This window comes from Streptomyces sp. DSM 120436 (assembly GCF_055778765.1).
In genome coordinates this window covers 2,848,882-2,873,412 of the sequence record NZ_JBSKBS010000001.1, presented here as the reverse complement: position 1 = coordinate 2,873,412, position 24,531 = coordinate 2,848,882, and the positions used below count along the sequence as shown (strand labels likewise).

17 protein-coding genes are annotated in these 24,531 nt (G+C 73.0%); 4 read left to right on the top strand and 13 right to left on the bottom strand.

Annotated elements, in window-relative coordinates; genetic code table 11:
* The first annotated feature begins 17 nt into the window (after nucleotides 1-17).
* The gene (locus tag ACWH4W_RS13110; RefSeq protein WP_473075916.1) at nucleotides 18-1,565 is read left to right on the top strand and encodes an MFS transporter; all 1,548 of its coding nucleotides are present in this window, start codon (nucleotides 18-20) and stop codon (nucleotides 1,563-1,565) included.
* A gap of 52 nt (nucleotides 1,566-1,617) precedes the next feature.
* Here ACWH4W_RS13110 and serA read toward each other — a convergent pair whose 3' ends face one another.
* The 6 genes from serA to ACWH4W_RS13080 all read right to left on the bottom strand — a co-directional run bounded on the left by serA (nucleotide 1,618) and on the right by ACWH4W_RS13080 (nucleotide 11,593).
* A complete protein-coding gene (gene serA / locus ACWH4W_RS13105) occupies nucleotides 1,618-3,207 on the bottom strand; it encodes a phosphoglycerate dehydrogenase (RefSeq protein ID WP_473075915.1) in 1,590 nt (529 codons plus the stop codon).
* 266 nt (nucleotides 3,208-3,473) lie between these two features.
* Nucleotides 3,474-4,472, bottom strand: a complete 999-nt coding sequence (gene ilvC, locus ACWH4W_RS13100; RefSeq protein WP_106412293.1) for a ketol-acid reductoisomerase — start codon at nucleotides 4,470-4,472, stop codon at nucleotides 3,474-3,476.
* Between the two features lie 117 nt (nucleotides 4,473-4,589).
* On the bottom strand, nucleotides 4,590-5,114 hold the full coding sequence (gene ilvN / locus ACWH4W_RS13095; protein ID WP_019524397.1) for an acetolactate synthase small subunit: 525 nt from the start codon (nucleotides 5,112-5,114) through the stop codon (nucleotides 4,590-4,592).
* 21 nt (nucleotides 5,115-5,135) lie between these two features.
* On the bottom strand, nucleotides 5,136-6,980 hold the full coding sequence (locus ACWH4W_RS13090) for an acetolactate synthase large subunit (protein ID WP_473075914.1): 1,845 nt from the start codon (nucleotides 6,978-6,980) through the stop codon (nucleotides 5,136-5,138).
* Between the two features lie 232 nt (nucleotides 6,981-7,212).
* A complete protein-coding gene (locus ACWH4W_RS13085) occupies nucleotides 7,213-10,242 on the bottom strand; it encodes a putative bifunctional diguanylate cyclase/phosphodiesterase (RefSeq protein WP_473075913.1) in 3,030 nt (1,009 codons plus the stop codon).
* Nucleotides 10,243-10,642: 400 nt separating this feature from the next.
* Entirely contained in the window at nucleotides 10,643-11,593 is a 951-nt protein-coding gene (locus ACWH4W_RS13080; protein ID WP_473075912.1) for a 2-hydroxyacid dehydrogenase, read from the bottom strand.
* Nucleotides 11,594-11,667: 74 nt separating this feature from the next.
* On the opposite strand from ACWH4W_RS13080, the gene ACWH4W_RS13075 reads away from it, so the two are divergent.
* The gene (locus ACWH4W_RS13075; RefSeq protein WP_473075911.1) at nucleotides 11,668-12,666 is read left to right on the top strand and encodes an aldo/keto reductase; all 999 of its coding nucleotides are present in this window, start codon (nucleotides 11,668-11,670) and stop codon (nucleotides 12,664-12,666) included.
* Between the two features lie 460 nt (nucleotides 12,667-13,126).
* Nucleotides 13,127-14,275, top strand: coding sequence for a PQQ-dependent sugar dehydrogenase (locus tag ACWH4W_RS13070; protein WP_473077487.1), 1,149 nt, complete (start codon nucleotides 13,127-13,129; stop codon nucleotides 14,273-14,275).
* Nucleotides 14,276-14,282: 7 nt separating this feature from the next.
* Here ACWH4W_RS13070 and ACWH4W_RS13065 read toward each other — a convergent pair whose 3' ends face one another.
* The 6 genes from ACWH4W_RS13065 to ACWH4W_RS13040 all read right to left on the bottom strand — a co-directional run bounded on the left by ACWH4W_RS13065 (nucleotide 14,283) and on the right by ACWH4W_RS13040 (nucleotide 21,938).
* Nucleotides 14,283-14,501: a DUF6191 domain-containing protein gene (locus ACWH4W_RS13065; RefSeq protein WP_473075910.1), complete on the bottom strand. Its 219-nt coding sequence runs from the start codon at nucleotides 14,499-14,501 to the stop codon at nucleotides 14,283-14,285.
* Nucleotides 14,449-17,634 (bottom strand): helix-turn-helix transcriptional regulator, encoded by a 3,186-nt coding sequence (locus ACWH4W_RS13060; RefSeq protein ID WP_473075909.1) that lies wholly within the window; start codon nucleotides 17,632-17,634, stop codon nucleotides 14,449-14,451. Before ACWH4W_RS13060 ends, ACWH4W_RS13065 begins: the two co-directional genes overlap by 53 nt.
* A gap of 151 nt (nucleotides 17,635-17,785) precedes the next feature.
* On the bottom strand, nucleotides 17,786-17,962 hold the full coding sequence (locus tag ACWH4W_RS13055; protein WP_473075908.1) for a hypothetical protein: 177 nt from the start codon (nucleotides 17,960-17,962) through the stop codon (nucleotides 17,786-17,788).
* Between the two features lie 563 nt (nucleotides 17,963-18,525).
* On the bottom strand, nucleotides 18,526-19,095 hold the full coding sequence (locus tag ACWH4W_RS13050; protein WP_473075907.1) for a GNAT family N-acetyltransferase: 570 nt from the start codon (nucleotides 19,093-19,095) through the stop codon (nucleotides 18,526-18,528).
* The gene (locus ACWH4W_RS13045; RefSeq protein ID WP_473075906.1) at nucleotides 19,073-21,319 is read right to left on the bottom strand and encodes an MMPL family transporter; all 2,247 of its coding nucleotides are present in this window, start codon (nucleotides 21,317-21,319) and stop codon (nucleotides 19,073-19,075) included. The genes ACWH4W_RS13050 and ACWH4W_RS13045 overlap by 23 nt, the downstream gene beginning before the upstream one ends.
* Before the next feature lie 277 nt (nucleotides 21,320-21,596).
* Nucleotides 21,597-21,938: a hypothetical protein gene (locus ACWH4W_RS13040; RefSeq protein ID WP_473075905.1), complete on the bottom strand. Its 342-nt coding sequence runs from the start codon at nucleotides 21,936-21,938 to the stop codon at nucleotides 21,597-21,599.
* A 188-nt stretch (nucleotides 21,939-22,126) separates the two neighbouring features.
* On the opposite strand from ACWH4W_RS13040, the gene ACWH4W_RS13035 reads away from it, so the two are divergent.
* The gene (locus tag ACWH4W_RS13035; RefSeq protein ID WP_473075904.1) at nucleotides 22,127-22,930 is read left to right on the top strand and encodes an SAM-dependent methyltransferase; all 804 of its coding nucleotides are present in this window, start codon (nucleotides 22,127-22,129) and stop codon (nucleotides 22,928-22,930) included.
* A gap of 79 nt (nucleotides 22,931-23,009) precedes the next feature.
* Here ACWH4W_RS13035 and gatB read toward each other — a convergent pair whose 3' ends face one another.
* The gene (gene gatB / locus ACWH4W_RS13030) at nucleotides 23,010-24,521 is read right to left on the bottom strand and encodes an Asp-tRNA(Asn)/Glu-tRNA(Gln) amidotransferase subunit GatB (RefSeq protein WP_473075903.1); all 1,512 of its coding nucleotides are present in this window, start codon (nucleotides 24,519-24,521) and stop codon (nucleotides 23,010-23,012) included.
* Between the last annotated feature and the right edge of the window lie 10 nt (nucleotides 24,522-24,531).

The following is a 24,531-nucleotide window of genomic DNA, read 5'->3' as shown; positions in this document are numbered from 1 at the left end:
TGCGTACAGTCGACGTCATGACACCGAACCCGCACCGGGCCGGCCGCCGTGAGTGGACCGCCCTCCTCGTGCTGATGCTTCCGCTGCTGCTGGTCTCGATGGACGTCTCCGTCCTCTACTTCGCGGTCCCGGAGATCAGCGCGGACCTGCGGCCGAGCGGCACGCAGCAACTGTGGATCTTCGACGTCTACGCCTTCGCCGTGGCCGGCCTCCTGATCACCATGGGCTCGGTGGGCGACCGGATCGGCCGCCGCAGGCTGCTGCTGATCGGCGCCGCCGCGTTCGGCGCCGCCTCCCTGGCGGCGGCGTACGCGCACAGCGCCGAGACCCTGATCGCGGCCCGCGCGCTGCTCGGCATCGGTGGCGCCACCCTGATGCCCTCCACCCTGGCCCTGCTCCGCTCGCTCTTCCTGGATCCCGCGCAGCGGGCGAAGGCGATCGCGATCTGGTCCGCCGTGATGACGGCGGGCGTGGCGCTCGGCTCGGTGCTGAGCGGGCTGCTGGTGGAGTTCTTCTGGTGGGGCTCGGTCTTCCTGGTGAACCTGCCGGCGATGGTCCTGCTGCTGGTCCTCGGCCCGGTCCTGCTGCCGGAGTCCAAGGACCCCGATCCGGGCCGCTTCGACTGGCCGAGCGTCCCGCTGTCCATGGCCGCCGTGCTGCCGGTCATCTACGGCCTGAAGGAGATCCCGTCCGAGGGCTGGAACGTGCGGTACGTCGTGTCGGTCACCGTCGGCCTGCTCTTCGCGGCCCTGTTCGTGCACCGGCAGCGGACGGCCGCCTCCCCGATGATCTCCCCGGCCCTGTTCCGCGGTCGCGGCTTCGGCCCGGCCGCCGCCCTCAACCTGGTCACCATGTTCGGGATGATGGGCTCGGCGTTCTTCACCAGCCAGTACATCCAGTCGGTGCTCGACAAGAGCGCTCTGGAGGCGGCCCTGTGGGCCCTGGTGCCGTCGGTTCCGATCGGCTTCGCGGCCCCGCTCGCGACCCATCTGGTGCAGAAGGGCGTCAACCGCGCCCATGTCGTGACGGCGGGCTTCGCCACCGCCGTGTGCGGTTACGCGCTGCTGGCCTCCGTGGGCACGGACGACCTGGTGCTCGTCCTGATCGCCTGCGGTGTGCTCGCCATGGGCGTCACCGCGGTGATGTCCCAGATCATGGACCTCGCGCTGGGCGCCGCTCCGGTGGAACGAGCGGGCTCCGCCTCCTCCTTGATGGAGACCGGCACCGAGTTCGGCGGGGCGCTGGGCATGGCGTTCCTCGGCTCCGTCGGCACCGCCGTGTACCGGGGCGGGATGCCGGACTCCGCTCCGGCGGCGGCCCGGGAGACGCTGGGCGGCGCGCTCGCCGTCGCCGGGCGGCTGCCGGGGCGGGCGGGAGACGCCCTCGCGGCGACGGCCCGGGAGGCCTTCACCCAGGGGATGAACGCGGCGGCGATCGCGGGCGCCGCGGTGTTCGCCGGGGCGGCGGTCCTGGCGTCGGTGACGCTGCGCCGGGTGCGGGTGCGCCCGGAAGCGCCCGCGGAAAACGCCGGACGGGCTGACACACTCAGCCCGTCCGGCGTGTGAGGACGAGCCCGTTCAGGGCGAACGGGGCGCCGGGGGCGGAGCCCCCGGGCTCTCAGACCAGGTTGACGGAGCGGGCCGAGGTGGCGCCGATCTCCGCGGCCAGCTCGCCCAGCACCGCGGTGGGCACCGTGTCGTCGACGGTCAGCACGGCGAGCGCCTCGCCGCCGACCGTCGCACGGGCGACCTGCATGCCGGCGATGTTGATGCCCGCCTCGCCGAGGATGCGGCCGACGGTGCCGACGACACCCGGGCGGTCCTCGTAGCGCAGGACGACCATGTGGTCGGCGAGCGCGAGGTCGACGTCGTACTCGCCGACCGCGACGATCTTCTGGACGTGCTTGGGGCCGGCCAGCGTGCCGGAGACCGAGATCTCCTCGCCGTCCGCGAGGGTGCCGCGCACCGTGACCACGTTGCGGTGGTCGGCCGACTCCGAGCTGGTGGTCAGCCGCACCTCGACACCGCGCTCCTGGGCGAACAGCGGGGCGTTGACGTAGGAGACGGTCTCGTCGACGACGTCCTCGAAGACGCCCTTGAGGGCGGAGAGCTCCAGCACCTTCACGTCGTGCTGGGTGATCTCGCCGTACACCTCGACGTCGAGGCGGACCGCCACCTCGCCGGCCAGCGCGGTGAAGATGCGGCCGAGACGCTCGGCGAGCGGCAGGCCCGGCTTGACGTCCTCGGCGATGACACCGCCCTGCACGTTCACCGCGTCGGGGACCAGTTCACCGGCGAGGGCGAGGCGCACCGAGCGGGCGACGGCGATGCCGGCCTTCTCCTGGGCCTCGTCGGTGGAGGCGCCGAGGTGCGGGGTGCAGACGACCTGGTCGAACTCGAAGAGCGGGGAGTCGGTGCACGGCTCCTTGGCGTACACGTCGAGGCCGGCGCCGGCGACGCGGCCCTCCTTGAGCGCCGAGTACAGCGCCTCCTCGTCGACGATGCCGCCGCGCGCGGCGTTGATGACGCGCACGGTCGGCTTGACCTTGCGCAGCGCCTCGTCGCCGATCAGGCCCAGCGTCTCGGGGGTCTTCGGCAGGTGGACGGTGATGAAGTCGGAGACCTCGAGCAGCTCGTCCAGCGACAGCACCTTGACGCCCATCTGCGCGGCGCGCGCGGGCTGGACGTAGGGGTCGTAGGCCACGACCCGCATGCCGAAGGCGGACATGCGCTGCGCGACGAGCGCGCCGATCCGGCCCAGGCCCACGACGCCGAGGGTCTTCTCGGCGAGTTCGACGCCCGTGTACTTGCTCCGCTTCCACTCGCCGTTCTTCAGCGCCGCGTTGGCCTGCGGGATGTTGCGCGCGGTGGCGACGATCAGACCGCAGGCGAGTTCGGCCGCGGTGACGATGTTGGAGGTGGGGGCGTTGACGACCATCACGCCGGCCTTGGTGGCGGCGGAGACGTCGACGTTGTCGAGGCCGACGCCGGCTCGCGCGACGACCTTCAGCCTGTTCGCCGCGGCGATCGCCTCGGCGTCCACCTTGGTGGCCGAGCGGATCAGGATCGCGTCCACGTCGGCGATGGCGGGGAGCAGTTCGGCTCGGTCCGCGCCGTTGCAGTGCCGGATCTCGAAGTCCGGGCCGAGTGCGTCGACGGTGGCGGGCGACAGCTCTTCAGCGATGAGTACGACGGGTTTCGAGCTCACGTGAGTCCTCACAAGTCCAATGCGGACGGCCGTCCCGACGGCCGCAGGCGGTGAAGAAGTGCTAGCCGCGTGGAAGACGCACGACGCTGTGGGCCTGACGCGTATGTAGTGCAGCAGTGTAGTGGCGCCGAGGGCGTCGTCTTACGCCGCTTCGGAAGGATCACCCGTCCGTGGCGGACGGGTCGGACAACGCCGTACCACCGACGTTACCCCTGGTTCGCCCGAAGGGCCGGAGCGTGCTGCCCCGACCCTTCGGAACGTGTGGCTCAGGCCTCCTCGTCGACCCAGCTCATCAGCTTGCGCAGCTGCTTGCCGGTGGTCTCCAGGAGGTGCTCGGAGTCCTGCTTCTTGTACTCGTCGTACTTCTTCAGGCCGCCGTGGTACTCGTCCATCCAGGTCTGGGCGAAGGTGCCGTCCTGGATCTCGGCGAGGACCTTCTTCATCTCGGCCTTGGTGGCGTCGGTGATGATCCGCGGGCCGGTGACGTAGTCGCCCCACTCGGCGGTCTCGGAGATCGACCAGCGCATCTTCTCCAGACCGCCCTCGTACATGAGGTCCACGATCAGCTTCAGCTCGTGCAGGCACTCGAAGTAGGCGATCTCCGGCTGGTAACCGGCCTCGGTCAGCGTCTCGAAGCCCGCCTTCACCAGCGCGGCGGTGCCACCGCAGAGGACGGCCTGCTCACCGAACAGGTCGGTCTCGGTCTCCTCGGTGAAGGTGGTCTTGATGACGCCGGCCCGGGTGCCGCCGATGCCCTTGGCGTACGACAGGGCCAGCGCGAAGGCGTTGCCCGTGGCGTCCTGCTCGACGGCCGCGATGCAGGGGACGCCGCGGCCCTCCTCGTACTGGCGGCGCACCAGGTGGCCCGGGCCCTTCGGGGCGACCATGCAGACGTCGACGCCGGCCGGGGGCTTGATGAAGCCGAAGCGGATGTTGAAGCCGTGGCCGAAGAACAGCGCGTCGCCGTCCTTCAGGTTCGGGGCGATGGACTCCTCGTAGACCTTGGACTGGATCGGGTCCGGGACGAGGATCATGATGACGTCGGCCTCGGCGGCGGCCTCGGACGGGGTCACCACGCGCAGGCCCTGCTCCTCGGCCTTGGCCTTGGACGTGGAGCCCTCGTGCAGCCCGACGCGCACGTCGACGCCGGAGTCGCGCAGCGACAGGGCGTGGGCGTGGCCCTGGCTGCCGTACCCGATGACCGCGACCTTGCGGCCCTGGATGATGGACAGGTCGGCGTCGGCGTCGTAGAACAGCTCGGCCACTGGGTTCTCTCCTTGTGTGCAGGTGTCGCGTCCCACCGTATGACGGTGAGGGAGGGGGAAGGTGGGGGGTCTCGCGATACGGGCGGCCGGCCGTGTCCCGGCCGCCCGTTCCGTGTCTTACGCCGACCGGTCCAGGGCGCGCAGCGACCGGTCCGTGATCGAACGGGCACCGCGTCCGATCGCGATGGTGCCGGACTGGACCAGCTCCTTGATGCCGAACGGCTCCAGCATCCGGAGCATGGCGGACAGCTTGTCGCTGCTCCCGGTGGCCTCGATGGTCACGGCCTCCGGGGAGACGTCCACGGTCTTGGCGCGGAACAGCTGGACGATCTCGACGATCTGGGAGCGCGTCTCGTTGTCGGCGCGCACCTTCACCAGGACGAGTTCGCGCTGGACGGCCTGCCCGGGTTCGAGCTCGACGATCTTCAGCACGTTGACGAGCTTGTTGAGCTGCTTGGTGACCTGCTCCAGCGGGAACTCGTCGACGCTCACCACGATGGTGATGCGGGAGATGTCGGGGTGCTCGGTGACACCGACGGCGAGCGAGTCGATGTTGAAGCCGCGGCGGGAGAACAGGGCGGCGATCCGGGCCAGGATGCCGGGGGTGTTCTCCACCAGGACGGAGAGCGTGTGCTTGGACATGATCTCTTCGGTCTCTCTCGCTCAGTCGTCGTCGTTGTCGCCGAAGTCGGGGCGCACGTCCCGGGCGGCCATGATCTCGTCGTTGGAGGTGCCGGCGGCGACCATCGGCCAGACCATCGCGTCCTCGTGGACGATGAAGTCCACGACGACCGGACGGTCGTTGATCGAGTTCGCCTCCTCGATGACCTTGTCGAGGTCCGCGGGGTCCTCGCAGCGGATCGCGTAGCAGCCCATGGCCTCCGACAGCTTCACGAAGTCGGGGACGCGGGTGCCCCTCGCCTCCGGGTTGACGTCGTCGGGACCGGAGTGCAGGACCGTGTTGGAGTACCGCTGGTTGTAGAACAGGGTCTGCCACTGGCGGACCATCCCGAGGGCGCCGTTGTTGATGACGGCGACCTTGATCGGGATGTTGTTCAGGGCGCAGGTGGTGAGCTCCTGGTTGGTCATCTGGAAGCAGCCGTCGCCGTCGATCGCCCAGACCGTGCGGCCGGGCGCGCCGGCCTTGGCGCCCATGGCGGCCGGGACCGCGTAGCCCATCGTCCCGGCGCCGCCGGAGTTCAGCCAGGCGGCGGGCCTGTCGTACTGGATGAAGTGCGCGGCCCACATCTGGTGCTGGCCGACGCCGGCGGCGAAGATCGTGCCCTCCGGCGCGAGCTGCCCGATGCGCTCGATGACCTGCTGCGGGGAGAGCGAGCCGTCCGCGGGCTGGTCGTAGCCCAGCGGGTAGGTGTCGCGCCAGCGGTTGAGGTCGTTCCACCAGGCGCTGTAGTCGCCGCGGTGCCCCTCGGCGTGCTCCTTCTGGACGGCCTGGACGAGGTCGGCGAGGACCTCGCGGGCGTCACCGACGATCGGCACGTCGGCGGCGCGGTTCTTGCCGATCTCCGCCGGGTCGATGTCGGCGTGGACGATCCTGGCGTACGGGGCGAAGCTGTCCAGCTTGCCGGTGACGCGGTCGTCGAAACGGGCTCCGAGGGCGACGATCAGGTCGGCCTTCTGCAGCGCGGTGACGGCGGTGACCGCACCGTGCATGCCCGGCATTCCCACGTGCAGCGGGTGGCTGTCGGGGAACGCGCCGAGCGCCATCAGGGTGGTGGTGACGGGCGCTCCGGTGAGCTCGGCGAGGACCTTCAGCTCGGCGGTGGCACGGGCCTTGACGACCCCGCCGCCGACGTAGAGGACCGGTCGCTTCGCGGAGGTGATGAGCTTGGCGGCCTCGCGGATCTGCTTGGCGTGCGGCTTGGTGACGGGCCGGTAGCCGGGCAGGTCCATGACGGGCGGCCAGGAGAAGGTGGTCTTCGCCTGGAGGGCGTCCTTGGCGATGTCGACCAGCACCGGGCCGGGGCGGCCGGTGGAGGCGATGTGGAACGCCTGGGCGACGACGCGCGGGATGTCCTCGGCCTGGGTGACCAGGAAGTTGTGCTTGGTGATCGGCATGGTGATGCCGACGATGTCCGCCTCCTGGAAGGCGTCCGTGCCGATCGCCTTGGAGGAGACCTGGCCGGTGATCGCCACCAGCGGGACGGAGTCCATGTGCGCGTCGGCGATGGGCGTGACCAGGTTGGTGGCGCCGGGACCGGAGGTCGCCATGCAGACGCCCACCTTGCCGGTGGCCTGCGCGTACCCCGTGGCCGCGTGCCCCGCGCCCTGCTCGTGCCGGACCAGGACGTGGCGCACCCGCGTGGAGTCCATCAGCGGGTCGTACGCCGGAAGGATCGCGCCGCCGGGAATGCCGAACACGGTGTCGGCGCCGACCTCCTCGAGAGAGCGGATGAGGGACTGCGCGCCCGTGACGTGCTCGACGGACTGCTGTCCTCCGGAACGGGGCCGCGGCTGCGGGTGAGGGGCCCCGGTGGCCTGCTCGGTCATCGGCATTCTCTTCTCGATGCTGAGGGTTTTTTGCGAAGTTCGTGCGGGTTACGCGTGCTGCTCGGCAGGTGCCTGTGCAACAAAAAACCCCTCGTGCCGTCAGGCAAGCGAGGGGAGCGCGCCGGGTGGTGGGTCGCTGAGCGATCGTCGCTCAGCGTCAGCCGACGCGCTGTCCAAGTACGAGAATTCGGGTGCGCATGGCACTGACCCTCCCCCCGGCGCACACTCACTGTCAAGTGGGTGGGACGGGCGTCTCATGATGTGAGCGGAGGGCCGTAGCGCTCTTGAGCACCGCCGTCACCCCTGTGGAGTACACTGGCGCACCGCCCCCGCCCGCCAGCACCGGCTCGGCCGGACCGTGCGGCACCGGGTAGTGCCCGGCGCCCAGCGCCCGGCGCAGCCGGTACTCGTCGAGCGGCCCGGAGAAGGCGAGACCCTGCCCGTGGGTGCAGCCCATCGCACGCAGCGCCTCGGCCTGCTCGGGCAGGTCCACGCCGTCGGCCACGGTCTGCAGACCGAGGTCGGAGGCGATCCGCAGCAGCCCGTGGGTGATCTTGTACAGCCGCGCGGACTCCGCCACCTCGTCGACCAGGCCGCGGTCGAGCTTCAGCATGTCGACCGGCAGCCGCCTGAGGGCCGTGATCGCCGCGCGTCCGCTGCCGAAGCCGTCGAGGGCGATCCGTACGCCGAGCCGCTTGAGCACGGCGAGCCGGCGCTCCAGCTCGTCCAGGGGGACCCGGGGGTCGGTGTCGGCCAGCTCCACGATCAGCGAGCCGGACGGCAGCCCGTGCCGCGTGAGCAGCGCCTCGACCGAGCCGAGGGGCAGCGAGCGGTCCAGCAGCCGACGCGCGCTCAGCCGCACGGCCACCGGCACGGGCAGGCCCGTGGCGTGCCGCTCGGCGGCCTGCTCGACGGCCTCCTCCAGCACCCAGCGGCCCAGCTCGGCGGTCTTCTCGCTGTCCTCGGCGACGCGCAGGAACTCCGCGGGCGTGAACAGCACGCCCTGGGAGGAGCGCCAGCGCGCCTGGGCGCACACCGACGTGATCCGGCCGTCCGCCAGGCACACCACGGGCTGGTGCAGCAGGGCGAACTCGCCGTGGTGCAGCGCCGCCCGCAGCCGCGTGGCCAGCTCCGCCCTGCGGGCGACGTCCTGCTGCATGTGCGGCTGGTACAGCTCGACCCGGCCCTTGCCGGCCGCCTTCGCCCGGTACATCGCGAGGTCGGCGTTGCGCAGCAGCTCGCCCGCGTCGATCCCCGGTTCGGCGAAGGCGACCCCGATGGAGGCGGCGACGCGGACCTCGTTGCCGTCGATGAGGTAGGGCTGGGAGAGCGTGACCCTGAGGCGGTCGGCCAGTTCGAGGATGTGCCGCTCGCGCGCGTCCCGGTCGCGGACGCCGTCGCCGACGATGAGGGCCGCGAACTCGTCACCGCCGAGCCGGGACGCGGTGTCGCCCTTGCGGACGGCGTCCTGGAGTCTGCGGGCGGCCTGCACCAGCAGGTCGTCCCCGGCCTGGTGCCCGATGGTGTCGTTGACGCCCTTGAAGCCGTCGAGGTCGATGAAGAGCACCGCCGTGCCGCGCAGGGCCGCGCCCCGGTCCGAGGCGCGGCGGCCGGAGAGGGCCTGCTGCACGCGCCGGGTGAACAGGGCGCGGTTGGGCAGGTCGGTCAGCGGGTCGTGCTCCGCGTTGTGCTGGAGCTGGGCCTGGAGGCGGACCCGCTCGGTGACGTCCCGGCTGTTGAAGATGAGGCCGCCGTGGTGCCGGTTGACGGTCGACTCCACGTTGAGCCAGGTTCCCTCGCTCCCGGCCTCGCTCGGGCGGGAGGCGCCCCCGCCGCCGGCGCGGAACCGGCACTCGATGCGCAGGGTGGGCTCCTCCACCGGGTCGGCGGCGAGGAACCTGCGGACCTCGTGCACCACGCGGCCCAGGTCCTCCGGGTGGATCAGGGAGGCCAGTTCGGTGCCGACCAGGTCCTCCGCCGGGCGGCCGTACACCCCGGCGGCGGCCGGGGAGACGTACCGCAGGACCCCGCTGGGCGCGGCGATCATGATGACGTCGCTCGACCCCTGCACCAGGGAGCGGAAGTGGTTCTCCGCCTGGGCGAGTTCCTGGGTGAGGGTGATGTTGTCGAGGAGCATGATGCCCTGGCGCACGACGAGCGCGAGCGCCACGGTGCCCCCGGTGATCAGCACGACCCGGTCGACGCTGCGGCCGTTGAGGACGTTGTAGAGGATCCCCAGGGTGCACACGGCCGCGGCGAGGTACGGGGTGAGCGCGGCGAGCGATCCGGCGACGGGCCGGGAGAGCTGGTACCGGCCCTGCCCTCCGGCGGACGGCGGTCCGTGCTGGTCGTCCGGGGCGCGACGCCGCCCCGGGAGGTGCTCGCGGACCACGCGTGTGGACGTCTCCCGCTCGGGCCCGCCGCGGCGGGGTGCGGTCCAGGGGGCGTAGGCCAGCAGCAGCGACCCGGCGAACCAGCCCGCGTCGAGCAGCTGCCCGGAGCGGTAGCCGGCGTTCAGCAGCGGGGAGGTGAACAGGGCGTCGCACATCACGGTGAGCGCGAGCGCCCCGATCGCCGTGTTCACCGCCGAGCGGTTGACCGACGAGCGCCGGAAGTGGAGCGCCAGCACCATGCTGACCAGGACGATGTCGAGCAGCGGGTACGCCAGGGACAGCGCCGTGTGCGCGACGCCCGGTCCGTCGGCCTGGGCGGCCTGGGCGAGGGCGAGGCTCCACGCCAGGGTCAGCAGCGAGCCGCCGATCAGCCAGGCGTCGAGGCCGAGGCACACCCATCCGGCCTTGGTCACGGGCCGTTTGGCGAGCACCAGCAGCCCGACGATGGCGGGCGGCGCGAAGCAGAGGAAGAACAGGTCGGCGTAACTGGGGTTCGGCACCTCGCGGTCCAGTACGACCTCGTACCAGCCCCAGACCAGGTTGCCCAGGGACGCCATGGCCGAGGAGAGCCCGAACAGCAGCCAGGCGGGCCGGTACCGGGTGCGGCGGCTGCGGGCGTAGACCACGCAGGACACGGCGGCGGCCGCGGCGGCGGCGCTCAGCCCGAAGTCCCCCATGATCAGCGCGAGTCGCTCCGACCCCCAGCCGAACGCGGCGCCGACGGCGTAGGCGCCGCAGACCAGGGCGAGCGCCAGCCGGAGGGCGGGGCCGGGGCGGCGGCCGGTGGCCGGCGCCCCGGACAGCGGGGTCCGCGGGGCGGACTCGGGACGCGGCGCTCCGTCGACGGTGGGGGTCGGCGGCGCGCTCACCGGCTCCTCCCGGTCCGCTTCGCCGCCGCACCCCAGGATCCCAGGAGCACCTGCGGCCGGGTCCGCCGGCCGGGCTGCCGGGGAGGGTGGTGAGGGCCGGCGCCGTCGGTCCGGCCGCCGCGCCGGATGTGCTGACCGTGCCTGTGCGTGTCCGCGCGCCGGTGTCGCCGCCGACGCATCCGCCGCGTCGGATCGCTGGTCCCTCGACCGTGCATCGCCCGTCGCCCCCCTCACAGTCCGCGTGTCGCTCCCCCGCGCCGTTGGTCGACGGCGCAGCCCCTGTCGGGACGATACACCAGTATCGTCACTCAGGGACATAGCTCCTCTACGCTCCGTGACGATCAACGAACCGCCGAGCACCCACCGCTCCCGGGGAGTCGCGGACGGTGCTCGAAGCGGACTACACGTCTTCCCTTCCCGTCACCAGAATCACGTTCCCGAGCTCCTCCCGGTTCATGTACCGGCGCACCTGGTCGCGCAGCAGCCGCTTCGCGCGCGGCAGGAAGGCGGACGTGGGTCCGCCGACGTGCGGGGTGATCAGGACGCCCGGCGCCCGCCACAACGGGTGGCCCGCGGGGAGGGGTTCGGGGTCGGTGACGTCGAGGGCCGCGGTGATGCGCCCGCTCTCCACCTCGGTGAGCAGGGCCTTGGTGTCGACGACCGCCCCGCGGGCGACGTTCACCAGCAGGGCGCCGTCCTTCATGCGGGCCAGGAACCCGGCGTCCACGAGATGCCGGGTGCTCTCGGTCAGCGGGGTGGACAGGACGACGACGTCCGCCTCCGGGAGCAGGGCGGGCAGTTCGGTGAGCGGATGCACCGGCCCGCGCTCCGTTGTGCGCGCGGAGCGCGCGACGCGCGCCACCCGCGCGAGCTCGAACGGGGCGAGCCGGTCCTCGATGGCCGCGCCGATCGAGCCGTACCCGACGATGAGCACCGTCCGGTCGGCGAGCGCCGGCCGGAAGCCGCCCCGCCACTCCCCCCGGTCCTGGGCGCGCACGAAGCCGGGGATGCCCCGCAGGGAGGCGAGGACCAGGGCGAGCGTGAGCTCCGCGGTGCTGGCCTCGTGCACCCCGCGCGCGTTGCACAGCAGCACGCCCGGAGGCAGGTCCCCCAGGCCGGGCCGCACGTGGTCGACGCCGGCCGACAGGGTCTGCACCACGCGCACGGACCGCATCCGGGGCAGCGGACGCAGGCACACCTCGGCGGCCTTCATGTACGGCACGACGTAGAAGTCGCAGTCCTCCGGGTCGGCCGGGTACGTCTCGCCGCCGTCCCAGAAGTGGTAGCGCGGCCCCTCGGGGAGCCCGTCGATCTCGTCCGGGGGGATGGGAAGCCACACGTCAGGAGTCATGCCCCGGAGGCTAGTTCAGGCCGCCGGGGCGGCAGAGGTTAGGTTGGGGGCCGGAGAGGGAGGGTCACGAGCAGGTGGAGCGCAGGACGATCGGCGCGACGGCGCTCTCGGTGGGCGCGGTGGGCCTCGGGTGCATGCCGATGAGCTGGGCCTACAGCACGTCCAGGCAGCGCGGCGAGGAGTCGCTGAGGGCGGTGCACCGGGCGCTGGACACGGGCTCGACCCTTCTCGACACCGCCGACATGTACGGCCCGTTCACCAACGAGCTGCTGCTCGGGCGGGTGCTGAAGGAGCGGCGTGCCGACGCCTTCGTGTCGACGAAGGTCGGACTGCTGGTGGGCGACCAGCACATCGTGGCCAACGGCCGCCCCGGGTACGTCAGGCGGGCCTGTGACGCGTCGCTGCGGCGGTTGCAGACCGATGTGATCGACCTCTACCAGCTGCACCGCGCCGACCCGGAGGTCCCGGTCGAGGAGACCTGGGGCGCGATGGCGGATCTGGTAAGGGCGGGCAAGGTGCGGGCGTTGGGCCTGTGCGCGGTCGGGGCGCGCTCGTCGCGGCGGCCGGGGGCGCGGCTGCACGACGCGACGATCCGGCAGCTGGAGCGGGTGCAGCAGGTGTTCCCGGTGAGCGCGGTGCAGGCGGAGCTTTCGGTGTGGTCGCCGGAGGCGCTGGAGACGCTGCTGCCGTGGTGCGAGGCGCGGGGCGTGGGCTTCCTGGCGGCGATGCCGCTGGGCAACGGTTTCCTGACCGGCACGCTGACGCCCGGCCAGGGGTTCGAGGCGGACGACCCGCGCGCCCGGCACCCGCGGTTCACGGCCGAGATGATGGCCGCGAACCAGCCGATCGTGGTGGGACTGCGCCGGGTCGCGCGCCGGCACGGGGAGCACGTCACCCCGGCGCAGGTCGCCCTGGCCTGGGTGCTGAGCCGGGGCCGCCAGGTGATCCCGGTGCCGGGCGCCAAGCAGGAGCGGTGGGTGACGGAGAACGCGGCGGCGGCGGATCTGCGGCTGACGGACGAGGATCTCGCGGAGATCGCGAGCCTGCCGCCGGCGCAGGGGTCGTGGGACTGAGGTTCCCGCCCGGGGCTCGGGACGGCCGGCCCTGACGGCGGCGGGCGGTCCTCGGCGAGGTTCCCGTCCGGCGGCGGGCGGTCCGGTCCCCGGCGAGCGGTCCGGTCCCCGGCGGGCGGTCCTGGCGGCGGCGGGCGGTCCTCGGCGAGGTTCCCGTCCGGCGGCGGGCGGATCCGGTCCCCGGCGAGCGGTCCGGTCCCCGGCGGGCGGTCCGGTCCCCGGCGGGCGGTCCTGGCGGCGGGCGGTCCTCGGCGAGGTTCGCGCCCGGCGGCGGGCGGATCCGGTCCCCGGCGAGCGGTCCGGTCCCCGGCGGGCGGTCCGGTCCCCGGCGGGCGGTCCTGGCGGCGGGCGGTCCTCGGCGAGGTTCGCGCCCGGCGAAGCGGGAACCTGGGAGGCGCGAGCGGTGTATGACAGACAGAACCCGCCGCGTCGAAGGGACGAGATCGTGCAACGACGAGCCGTGCCGGCCGTGCTGGCCGCCGCCGCGCTCCTGCTGACCGCAGGCTGCTCCTCCGACGACGGGGCGCCGCCGGAGAAGGACGCCGCCGCCTCCTCCTCGGCCGGCGCCGCGGCTCCGTCCTCACCCTCCGGGAAGGCCGAGGAGACCCCGCCCGCGAAGGGCTCGGTGACCGTGGTCCGGACGGTGGCGACGGGGCTGGAGAGTCCCTGGGGCCTGGCCCCGGTCGGGGACGGCGACCTCCTGGTGTCCTCCCGCGACGAGGCCACGATCACCCGGATCGACGGGACGACGGGGAAGAAGACCGAGCTGGGCGAGGTGCCCGGGGTCACGGCCGAGGGCGAGGGCGGCCTGCTGGGCATCGCCCTCTCTCCCGACTTCGCCTCGGACCACATGATCTACGCCTACTTCACCTCGGCCTCCGACAACCGCATCGTGCGGATGCTCTACAACGAGCGGAAGCCGGCCGGCGAGCAGCTCGGGGCGCCCGACACGGTGTTCCGGGGCATCCCCAAGGGCGTGATCCACAACGGCGGGCGGATCGCCTTCGGCCCGGACCGCATGCTCTACGCGGGCACGGGCGAGAGCGGCGACACGGGGCTCTCCCAGGACAAGGAGTCCCTCGGCGGCAAGATCCTGCGGATGACCCCGGACGGCGACCCGGCCCCGGGCAACCCGTTCCCCGACTCCCCCGTGTACTCCTACGGCCACCGCAATGTGCAGGGCCTGGCCTGGGACCGTGAACAGCGGCTGTTCGCCTCGGAGTTCGGCCAGAACACCTGGGACGAGCTGAACGCCGTCGCGCCGGGCGACAACTACGGCTGGCCGGAGGCCGAGGGCCACGCGGACGGGGGCGGCTTCCACAATCCGATCGCCCAGTGGAGCACCGACGAGGCGTCCCCCAGCGGCATCGCGTACGCCGAGGGTTCCGTGTGGATGGCGGGCCTGCGCGGCGAGCGGCTGTGGCGCATACCGCTCAAGGGGACGGAGTCCTCCGCGGACCCGCAGGCGTTCCTGGAGGGCGAGTACGGCCGGCTGCGCACCGTGGTCGCGGCGGGCGGCGACCGGCTGTGGCTGGTGACCAGCAACACGGACGGCCGGGGCGACCCGGAGAAGGACGACGACCGCGTCCTGGAGCTGCGGGTCCGCTAGCCGGTGCTCAGCCCCCCGCGGGGGCGTCCGGGACGTCCCCGGTGCCGTCCGTCCCCTCGTCGGCCGGGGCCGCCCGGCGGACGGTGACCTTCCCGGACGCGAGGTCTATCGGCCCGCGTCCGGGGTCGGCGTCGCCGACGTCCTCCCGGGAGAGTTCCAGGCGTTTCTGTTCGTCATGGGTGTGCTTGCGCCCGGGGGAGAACAGTTCCTCGAAGGCGTTGAACATCGTTCCCCTTTCCCAGGGCCGCGGGTGCCGGGCCGCTTGTGTCCTGGACCGATTGTCGCGCGGTGGCGGGATGCGCGGTTCCGTCGGGGAACAGGTCCAACCGGTGGGCCACCGCCGCCGCCTCGCCGCGCCCGGAGACGCCCAGCTTGGCGAGGATGTTCGACACGTGGACGCTGGCCGTCTTCGGCGAGATGAACAGCGCCTCGGCGATCCGGCGGTTGGTGTGCCCGGCTGCCACCAGACGCAGCACGTCCCGCTCCCTGCTGGTCAGGCCCAGTGCCTCGGCCGGGTCGGCGGGCGCCGGGGGCGTCTCCTCGCGCGGGGCGGGCGTGAGCGCCAGACGGCCGCGCCGGGCCAGCAGCGCGGTGTCCCGGGCCAGCGGCGCCGCGCCCAGGTGGGAGGCGACGGCGTCGACGAGGCGCAGCAGTTCGGTGGCGCGGGCCCGCTCGTCCTCGCTCCCGCCGGCGGCCAGCAGCGCCTCGGCGAGCCGGAGGCGGGCGCAGGCGAGGTCGTGGGGCCGTCCCAGCGGTTCCAGCGCCGCCACGACCGCGGACCACGCGTCCGGCTCGGTCCGGCCCTCGGCGCGCAGCAGTTCGGCGCGCAGCCACTCGTCGTGCGCCTTCCACAGGGGCACACCGGTGGCCAGGGTCTTCGCCGCCCGGCGGATCCGGTCGAGGATCTCCGGGCGGCCCGGTCCGGCCGCCGGGTCTCCGTACCGGTCGGCCTCGGTGGTGGCGGCGGCGAGCAGCAGGGGCCAGCCGTAGCGCTGGGTGCCGGGCGGGAAGCCGGCGTCGAGGGCGGCGGACAGTTCGGCGCGGGCCTCCTCCGTGCGGCCCTCGGCGGCGGCGAGGTGGAGGGCGACCCACGTCATCGGGAGGGCGTACTGGGGCATCGGGTCGTGGGTGCCGAAGTGGGCGCGGGCCTCGGCGAGGCAGCGGGCCGCCTCGGCGGTGTCTCCCCGCAGGAAGGCGAGGTGGGCCAGGCGTATCGAGCCGCCGGCCCGCGGCTTGGCGCTCTGCTCGGTCCGCTGCGCGTTGGCCGCGGCCAGGGCGGCCTCCTCCCAGCGCCCCACGGACAGCAGGGACTCGGCGAGGTTGCCCCACACCCATCCCTCGGAGTCCAGCAGGCCGAGCCGCCGGGTGACCCGGACGCCCTCCTCGAGGAGCCGCACGGCCTCCTCGGAGCGGCCGACGCCCTCGAGCACGGAGGGCAGGTTGACGAAGGCGCGCGCCAGCACCATGTCGACGCCCAGCTCGGTCGCCCGGTCCTTCACCTCGAGCATCCCGGCGAGCCCGGCCTCGATGTCGCCGGCGTCGACCATGAGGCCGCCGAGGGTGAGCCGGGCGTTGAGCTCGATGTCGTGGGCGCCGACCATGCGGGCGTACTCGACGGCGCGTTCCGCGGCGGCCATGGCGTCGGGGCCGGGTTCGTGCAGCATCGACCAGCTCGCGGCGGAGGCGAGCACCTCGGCGTGCACCTCGGAGGGCGGCAGTCCGCGCACCAGTTCCCGCGCGGTGCCCAGCTCGTCCCGGCCGTCGCCGCGGGCGAGGGCCTGGACGAGCAGGGAGCGCTGCACCCAGAACCAGGCGGCGCGCAGCGGGTCGGGGTCCTCGTCGAGGAGGCGCAGCGCCCGCTTGGTGAGCTTCAGGGAGCGCTCGCGTTCGCCGCAGAGGCGGCCGGCGACGGCGGCCTCGGCCAGCAGGTCGAGGTAGCGCAGCGGGCGCGTCCCGGGGTCGTCGCCGGGGTCCTCGCAGCCGGGCGGCGGGGGCGGGTAGGCCTCGGCGTGGTCGAGCGGGCGCAGTCCGGCGCGCACGGCGTCGGGGACGGCGTCCCACAGCTCCATCGCCCGCTCCAGCAGGCGCAGTTGTTCGGCGTAGGCGTGGCGTCCGCGGGCCTCGGCGGAGGCGTCGAGGACGGCGGGCAGCGCCTTGGCGGCGTCGTGGGCGTGGTACCAGTAGCTGGCCAGCCGGGTGGTCCGCTCGTCGGCGGGGACGAGGGCGGGGTCGGCCTCCAGGGCCTCGGCGAAGCGGCGGTGGAGGCGGGAGCGTTCGCCGGGCAGCAGGTCGTCGCTGACGGCCTCGCGGACCAGGGAGTGCCGGAAGCGGTAGCCGTCGCGTTCGGGGTCGGGGGTGAGGATGCCGGCGTTGACGGCCGCGCGCAGGGCCTCGATGAGGTCGTCCTCGCCGAGTCCGGCGACGGCGGCGAGCAGCCGGTCCTCGACGGTGGAGCCGCCCTCGGCGACGCTCCGGACGACCCGCTGGGCGCTCTCCGGCAGGTTCTCGACCCTGACCAGGAGCAGGTCGCGCAGGGAGTCGGTGAGGCCGGTGCGGCACCCCTCGTCGGCGGCGACGGCGAGTTCCTCGACGAAGAAGGCGTTGCCGTCGGAGCGTTCGAAGATGTCGTCGACGCGGTCCGGTTCGGGTTCGCGGTCGAGGATGCCGGCGATCTGCCGGTGCACCTCCTCGCGGTTGAAGCGGCCCAGTTCGACGCGCCGGACGGTGCGCAGCCGGTCGAGTTCGGCGAGGAGGGGGCGCAGCGGATGGCGGCGGTGGATGTCGTCGGAGCGGTAGGTGGCGAGGACGACGAGGCGGCCGGTGCGCAGGGTGCGGAAGAGGTAGGTGAGCAGATGGCGGGTGGAGGCGTCGGCCCAGTGCAGGTCCTCCAGGACGAGGACGACGGTGTGCTCGGCGGCGACCCGTTCCAGCAGGCGGGCGGTGAGCTCGAAGAGGCGGGCCATGCCCTGCTCGTCGCGGCGGGCCTCGCGGGCGGCGGCGGTGGCGAGTTCGGGCAGCAACCGGGCCAGTTCCTCCTCCTGCCCGGAGGCGGCGGCCGCGAGCCGGCCGGGCAGTTCCCGGCGGAGCTGGCGCAGGGCGGTGGAGAAGGGGGCGAAGGGCAGACCGTCGGCGCCGATCTCCACGCATCCGCCGAGGGCGACGCTCCCGCCCCGGTCCCGGACGGCGGCGGCGAACTCCTCCACGAGACGGGTCTTGCCCACCCCTGCCTCGCCGCCGAGCAGCAGCGCCTGCGGCTCCCCGGCGGCGGCCCGGGCGAACGCGTCGTTCAGAACGGCGAGTTCGGCGGTGCGGCCGACGAACACGGGACTGACGGACCTGGTCTCCACGCTCCCGAGCATCGCATGCGCGTCCGACGACGGCGCAGCGGTTTTCCTTTCCCGGCGTGCCAGCACGCCACCGCCTCCTCCGTGTCCCGTGTGTCCCCACCGGCTGTCCGGACCGACGACGGGGCGGCGGCCGCTTCCGTGCGGCCACCGCCCGGTGCGGTGCTCATGCGGTCCGGGCGAACCAGGACCGCCGCCTGGTATGGCTCTCGGCGGCGCCGCGTGCGCCGGACGTGTGGCGGACGGCGCGACGGCCCCGCAGCGCCTCGCGGGCCCGGCGTTCCTCCGCGGCCCGGCGGACCAGGTCGTCGTGGCGAAGCCGGTGCGGTTCGTGCGCGAACATGGTGGGTTCCCCTCGGATCCGGTGTCGGTATCGCTTTCTGCGATGCCTCCACCTTCGTCTCCGAGGCGGGTGGGTCACATCGGGAGAGTTCCATATCTTCGCGGACGGTGATGCCTCAGAAGTCGTGCGCGGTGAGCAGCAGGCCGCTGAGGCGGCGCCTAAGACCCTCTCAGGAGGCCGAGGGCGGTCCCAGCAGTACGCCCGTGTGCGTAAGCACCGCCGGCAGCGGTCCGATCACCCCGAGGGTGGCGCCGCCGCGGGCGACGGATGTGATCCACCGGGGTTCCGCGCGCGGCGGCCACCGTGCCCGGCCGGCTGCCGGTGAGGGGGACCACGCCGGGCGCCGCGGAGACGACGGCACCCGCGCCCTGTCCGACCGCGGGCGGGGCCCCGGCCGGCTCGGCGCGCTTCTTGGCGGCTTCCCGCCCCTGCTCCGCCTTCCGCTCGTCGGGCGCCACGACGGTCGCGGTCGCGGTTCCGGTTTCGTCCTCCGGCTTCTCAACCGTGTTCCGCAGGCTTCTCAACCGTGTTCCGCACCGTACGGGGGCCGTCCGGGATTCCGTTCAACGCCCGTCGGGCTGCTGGCCGCGGGCGCGCCACTCGGGAGCCAGGACGGACCAGACCTCCAGGTCGTGCCGTACGCCGTGGTGCAGGTGGGCCTCGCGGCGGATGCCGTCGCGGGTCATGCCGAGCCGGCGGGCGACGGCGATGCTGGCGGTGTTGCCGGACGCGGCGACCCATTCGACGCGGTGGATCCCGCGCTCCTCGACGGCCCAGTCGATCAGCACGCGCATGGCGCGGGTGACGAGTCCCCGTCCGGTGGCGGCGGGCTCCAGCCAGCAGCCGACCTCGCAGGTGCCGGCCGCCGCGTCGAGGTTCAGGGTGAGGACCCCGCCGACGAGCTTGCCGTCGAGCCACAGCCCGTGCAGCGAGGCCGTGTCGGCGGCGCGCAGGTCGGCGTACCGCTGGAGCGCCTCACGCGCCGTGTCCAGGTCGGTGGCGCGGGAGCCGAAGGGGACGTACCGGTTGATGAACTCACGCCCCCGGTCGAGATGGGCGAGGAACTCCTCGGCGTGCCAGATCTCCAGGGGACGCATCTCGGCGCCGTCGTCACCCAGTCGTATCGCGTACATCCCGCTGCCGCTCCTCCTCCGCCAGCACGTCCGCCACCTCGGCGTCCGTGACGGCGGCCAGCCTCTCATGGTCGGGACGGCGGTCGGGCGGCTCGATGCTGATCCGGGGCAGGATCCGGTCCAGCCACTTCGGCAGCCACCAGTTGGCGCCGCCGAGGAGGTGCATCAGCGCGGGCACGAGCAGCGTGCGCAGCACGAAGGCGTCGAGGGCGACGGCCGCCGCGAGGGCGATGCCGAACATGGCGATCACGCGGTCGCCGCTGAGCACGAAGGCGAGGAAGACCGCGATCATGATCACGGCGGCGGAGTTGATCACGCGGCCGGTCTCGGCGAGGCCGACGCGGACGGCCCGCCGGTTGTCGCCGGTCTCCAGCCACTCCTCGTACATCCGGCTCACCAGGAAGACCTGATAGTCCATGGACAGCCCGAAGAGCACCGACACCATGATCACGGGCAGGAAGGGCTCGATGGGACCGGCGCTGCCGAGGCCGAGCAGCTCGCTCCCCCAGCCCCACTGGAAGACCATGACGACCACGCCGAACGCTCCGGCGACCGCGGCCACGTTCATCGCGGCGGCCTTGAGCGGGATGCCGATGGAGCGGAAGGCGAGGAGCAGCAGCAGACAGCCGAGGCCGATCACGACGCCGATGAACAGGGGGAGCTTGTCGACGATGACGGAGGCGAAGTCGTCGTAGCCGGCCGTCACGCCTCCGACCTGCACGTCGAGCGACGTGCCCGACTCGGCGCGGGGCAGCACGTCCTCGCGCAGCCGGTCCACCAGGTCGCTGGTCTGCTTCGACTGCGGGGACGAGTCCGGCACGACGGTGAGGAAGGCGGTGTCGCCGCCCTGGCTGTACGTCACCGGCGACGCGGAGGCGACGCCCTCGGTGGTGCGCAGGGTGGCGCCCAGGTTGTCCAGGGCGAGCCGGTCCTGGGCGTCGTCGACCTCGGTGACCAGGGTGAGCGGCCCGTTCACGCCCGGCCCGAAACCGTCGGCGAGAAGGTCGTAGGCCTGGCGGGTGGTGGAGGTCTTCGGGTCGTTGCCCTGGTCGGAGGTGCCCAGGTGGAGCGAGAAGGTGGGCAGGGCCAGGACGCCCATGACGGCGACGGCGACCGCGCCGAGCAGCTTGGGGTGGCGCTCCACGAACGCCGACCAGCGGGCGGCGAACCCGGTGGGCACCTCCGGCTCCGGCCCGTGCTCGGCGAGCCGGCGCCGCTCCCGGCGGCTCAGCGCCCGCATGCCGATCAGGGACAGCAGGGCGGGCAGCAGGGTGACGGAGGCGGCGACGGTGAGCAGCACGGTGAGCGAGGCGGCCACGGCGACGCCGTTGAGGAAGTTCAGGCGGAGGATCAGCATGCCCAGCAGGGCGATGCAGACGGTCGCACCCGCGAACACGACCGCCCGCCCGGTGGTGGCGACGGCGTTGGTGGCGGCCTCGGTGACGCTCAGTCCGCGCTTCAGTCCGCGCCGGTGCCGGGTGACGATGAACAGCGCGTAGTCGATGCCCACGCCGAGCCCGATCAGCAGGCCGAGCATCGGCGCGAAGTCCGCGACGGTCATCACATGGCCGAGCAGCACGATGCCCGCGTAGGCGGTGCCGACGCTCACCAGCGCGGTGGCGATGGGCAGCAGGGAGGCGGCGAGGGAGCCGAAGGCGAGGAACAGCACGACGGCGGCGACGGCCACGCCGACGATCTCGGCGGTGTGCCCGCCGGGTATCTCGCTCAGCTCGACGGCGCTGCCGCCCAGCTCGACGTCGAGCCCGTCGGTCTCCGCGGCCTTCGCCGTCTCGGCCACGGCCCCGGCCTCGCCGGCGGTGATGTCCGCGCCGGAGCGCTCGAAGGTCACGGTGGCGTAGGCGGTGCGGCCGTCGGCGCTGACGCGTCCGGCGCCCCCGTCGTCGTACGGGCCGCTGACGGAGGCGACGCCGGGCAGGTCCTCGAGCCGGTCCAGGGTGCGGGTCATGGTCTGTTCGACGCCGCTGTCCCGGACGGTGCCGGACGACGTGTGCCAGACCACGGTGTCGCTGTCGCCCCCCATGCCGGGGAAGCCTTCCTTCAACAGCTCGGTGGCGCGCCCGGACTCGGTGCCGGGCACGTCGTAGTCGTTCGAGTAGGCGGAGCCGGCGACGAAGGCGCTCGCCGCGATCCCGGCGAGCGTGAGCAGCCACAGCAGAACGGTGAAGAGACGGCGTTGGACGCACCAACGTGCTAGGGCTGCCACAGACGTGCTCCCGGTGAGGACTCGGGGTGGATCTTTGACCGGGTACCGCCGACGAACGATCGAACAGCCCGCAAAGAACGCATGAGCAATGCCCTGCCACTGTTGCAGGCAAAAATGATCGTTTGTCGCTTTCGTGCACTAACTCACATTTCTTCTTCGGGTCGTTCGGAGCGGGCGCGCGGGCCGTTCGGGACGGGCGCGTGGGCCGATCACGGCGGGCACGCGAGCGGGTCACGGCGGGTCGCGGGCCGGTCACGGCGGGTGCGGGCCGGTCGTCTCAGTCGAACTGGTCGCCCAGCGCCATGACCATGACGCCCGCGACGGCCGTCCACAGCGCCCTGCGGGTGCGTCCGCGCGCTCCCAGCACCGCCGCCAGGACGCAGACGGCCGCCCCGCAGGCGTAGGCCACGGGGACCAGGACCGGGGCGGTGCCGGCGGCCCGGAGGAGGGCGGCGGCCGTCCCGGCGAGGGCGAGCACGGCGCCGGTGCCGGCAGCGACCCAGCGGGCCCGCCGCACCTCGTCGAGGAGCTCCTCGACGTTGCCCTCGGGTGCGGCCCCGGTCGTCTCCGGAGCGGTCTGAGTGTCCGGGGGTACGTCGGAATCAGGGCGTCCACTCATGGCGCCGGAGCGTAGCGCCTCACCTCCGGAAACCCGGATGCGGGGGCGCCCGGCCCGCTGTTAGCGTCCCCGGGTCCGACACTCCCGCGGCAGTGCGCCGCCGGCCGAAGCAGGTGCTTTGATGCTCGTCCGTCCGATCTCCGACGCGACTCCGTCCCTCTTCACGGCCTCAAGGAGCCCGTTCACCGATGTCGGACCTCACACCGCACACCTCGCACGACGACCTCGCTGACCGCCTCAACCTTCCCCGGTACCCCCGCAGCAGCGCCTACGACGCCCGCTGGACCATCGACAACCAGATGGGCCCGCACGCGCTGTGGCTGCTGGAGTGGCTCGCCCCCGCCCTCGGCCCGGACGCCCTGCGCCCCGGCGCCCGCGTGCTCGACCTGGGCTGTGGCCGCGCCATGACGTCCGTCTTCCTGGCGCGGGAGTACGACGTCCAGGTCACCGCCGCCGACCTGTGGATCAAACCGGACGAGAACGCCCGCCGGATCGCCGAGGCGGGCGTCGCCGACCGCGTCCAGCCCGTCCTCGCGGAGGCGCATGACCTGCCCTTCGGGGCGGGGACCTTCGACGCGATCGTCTCCGTCGACGCGTACCAGTACTTCGGCACCGACGACCTGTACCTGCCGACGCTGACCCGGCTGCTGAAGCCCGGCGGGCGGATCGGGATCGTCGTCCCCTCGGTCCCCGAGGAGATCGGGGGCACGGAGCCGCCGGAGCACCTGAAGCCCTACTGGGAGCCCGCGTTCTGGTGCTTCCACAGCCCCGCCTGGTGGCGCCGCCACTGGACCCGCAGCGGCGCCGTGGACGTCGGGACGGCCGACTGGCTGGAGGACGGCTGGCGGGAGTGGCTGCTGTGGTGCGACGTGGTCGCCGAGCACCACACCGACGCGTTCCACGTGCGGATGAGCCGGGAGAACGCGCGGATGCTGCGCGCCGACCGGGGCCGCACGCTGGGCTTCACTCGCGTGGTGGGCCGCCGCCGCTAGCGCGCCGCGCGGGAAGAGGACGCACGGGAGGGGGGACGCATCCGCCGGATGCGTCCCCCCTCCCTCACGTCGTACGGGCTCAGCCCTCGACGCCCAGCTTCTGCAGGATCAGTTCCTTCACCCGGGCCGCGTCCGCCTGGCCGCGCGTGGCCTTCATGACCGCGCCGACCAGCGCACCGGCCGCGGCGACCTTGCCGCCGCGGATCTTGTCCGCGATGGCCGGGTTGCCGGCGATGGCCTCGTCGACGGCGGCGGTGAGCGCACCCTCGTCGGAGACGACCTTCAGGCCGCGCTTCTCGACGACCTCGTCCGGCGTGCCCTCACCGGCGAGGACGCCCTCGATGACCTGGCGGGCCAGCTTGTCGTTCAGGTCGCCCTCGGCCACCAGCTCGGTGACGCGGGCCACCTGCGCCGGGGTGATCGCCAGCTCGTCCAGCGCCTTCTGCGACTCGTTGGCCGCGCGGGCCAGCTCGCCCATCCACCACTTGCGGGCGGAGGCCGCGTCGGCTCCGGCCTCGATCGTGGCGACGATCAGGTCCAGCGCACCGGCGTTGAGGATCGCCTGCATGTCGGTGCCGGAGATCCCCCACTCCTCGCGGAGCCTGTTGCGGCGCACCAGCGGCAGTTCGGGGAGCTGCGCGCGCAGCTTCTCGACCCACTCGCGGGACGGGGCGACCGGTACCAGGTCGGGCTCCGGGAAGTACCGGTAGTCCTCGGCCTCCTCCTTCACCCGGCCGGAGGTCGTGGACCCCGTGTCCTCGTGGAAGTGCCGGGTCTCCTGGACGATCGTCCCGCCGTCGTTCAGCACGGCCGCGTGGCGCTGGATCTCGAACCGGGCGGCGCGCTCCACCGACCGCAGCGAGTTGACGTTCTTGGTCTCGGAGCGCGTGCCGAACTTCCCGGCGCCCTTCGGCATCAGCGACAGGTTGACGTCGCAGCGCATCTGGCCCATCTCCATACGGGCCTCGGACACGCCGAGCGCACGGATGACCTCGCGCAGCTCGCGGACGTACGCCCGCGCGACCTCGGGGGCCCGCTCGCCCGCGCCCACGATGGGCTTGGTGACGATCTCGATGAGCGGGATGCCGGCGCGGTTGTAGTCGAGCAGGGAGTGGGACGCGCCGTGGATGCGGCCCGTGGCGCCGCCGACGTGCGTCGACTTGCCGGTGTCCTCCTCCATGTGGGCGCGCTCGATCTCCACGCGGAAGACCTCGCCGTCCTCCAGCTGCACGTCGAGGTAGCCGTCGAAGGCGATCGGCTCGTCGTACTGGGAGGTCTGGAAGTTCTTCGGCATGTCCGGATAGAAGTAGTTCTTCCGGGCGAAGCGGCACCACTCGGCGATCTCGCAGTTCAGCGCGAGGCCGATCTTGATCGCGGACTCGACGCCGGTCGCGTTGACGACCGGGAGCGCGCCGGGCAGGCCGAGGCAGACCGGGCAGGTCTGGGTGTTCGGGTCGGCGCCGAGCGCGGTCGAGCAGCCGCAGAACATCTTGGTCTTGGTGCCGAGTTCGACATGGACCTCGAGGCCCATGACGGGGTCGTACGACGCGAGTGCGTCCTCGTACGACACCAGGTCGGTCGTGGTGGTCACGGTGAAAACT

Coding starts and splice junctions, on each gene's coding strand:
- ACWH4W_RS13110 (WP_473075916.1), top strand. CDS start 18: ATGACACCGAACCCGCACCGGGCCGGCCGCCGTGAGTGGACCGCCCTC.
- ilvN (WP_019524397.1), bottom strand. CDS start 5,114: ATGTCCAAGCACACGCTCTCCGTCCTGGTGGAGAACACCCCCGGCATC.
- ACWH4W_RS13090 (WP_473075914.1), bottom strand. CDS start 6,980: ATGACCGAGCAGGCCACCGGGGCCCCTCACCCGCAGCCGCGGCCCCGT.
- ACWH4W_RS13080 (WP_473075912.1), bottom strand. CDS start 11,593: ATGACTCCTGACGTGTGGCTTCCCATCCCCCCGGACGAGATCGACGGG.
- ACWH4W_RS13065 (WP_473075910.1), bottom strand. CDS start 14,501: ATGTTCAACGCCTTCGAGGAACTGTTCTCCCCCGGGCGCAAGCACACC.
- ACWH4W_RS13060 (WP_473075909.1), bottom strand. CDS start 17,634: ATGCTCGGGAGCGTGGAGACCAGGTCCGTCAGTCCCGTGTTCGTCGGC.
- ACWH4W_RS13055 (WP_473075908.1), bottom strand. CDS start 17,962: ATGTTCGCGCACGAACCGCACCGGCTTCGCCACGACGACCTGGTCCGC.
- ACWH4W_RS13050 (WP_473075907.1), bottom strand. CDS start 19,095: ATGTACGCGATACGACTGGGTGACGACGGCGCCGAGATGCGTCCCCTG.
- ACWH4W_RS13040 (WP_473075905.1), bottom strand. CDS start 21,938: ATGAGTGGACGCCCTGATTCCGACGTACCCCCGGACACTCAGACCGCT.
- ACWH4W_RS13035 (WP_473075904.1), top strand. CDS start 22,127: ATGTCGGACCTCACACCGCACACCTCGCACGACGACCTCGCTGACCGC.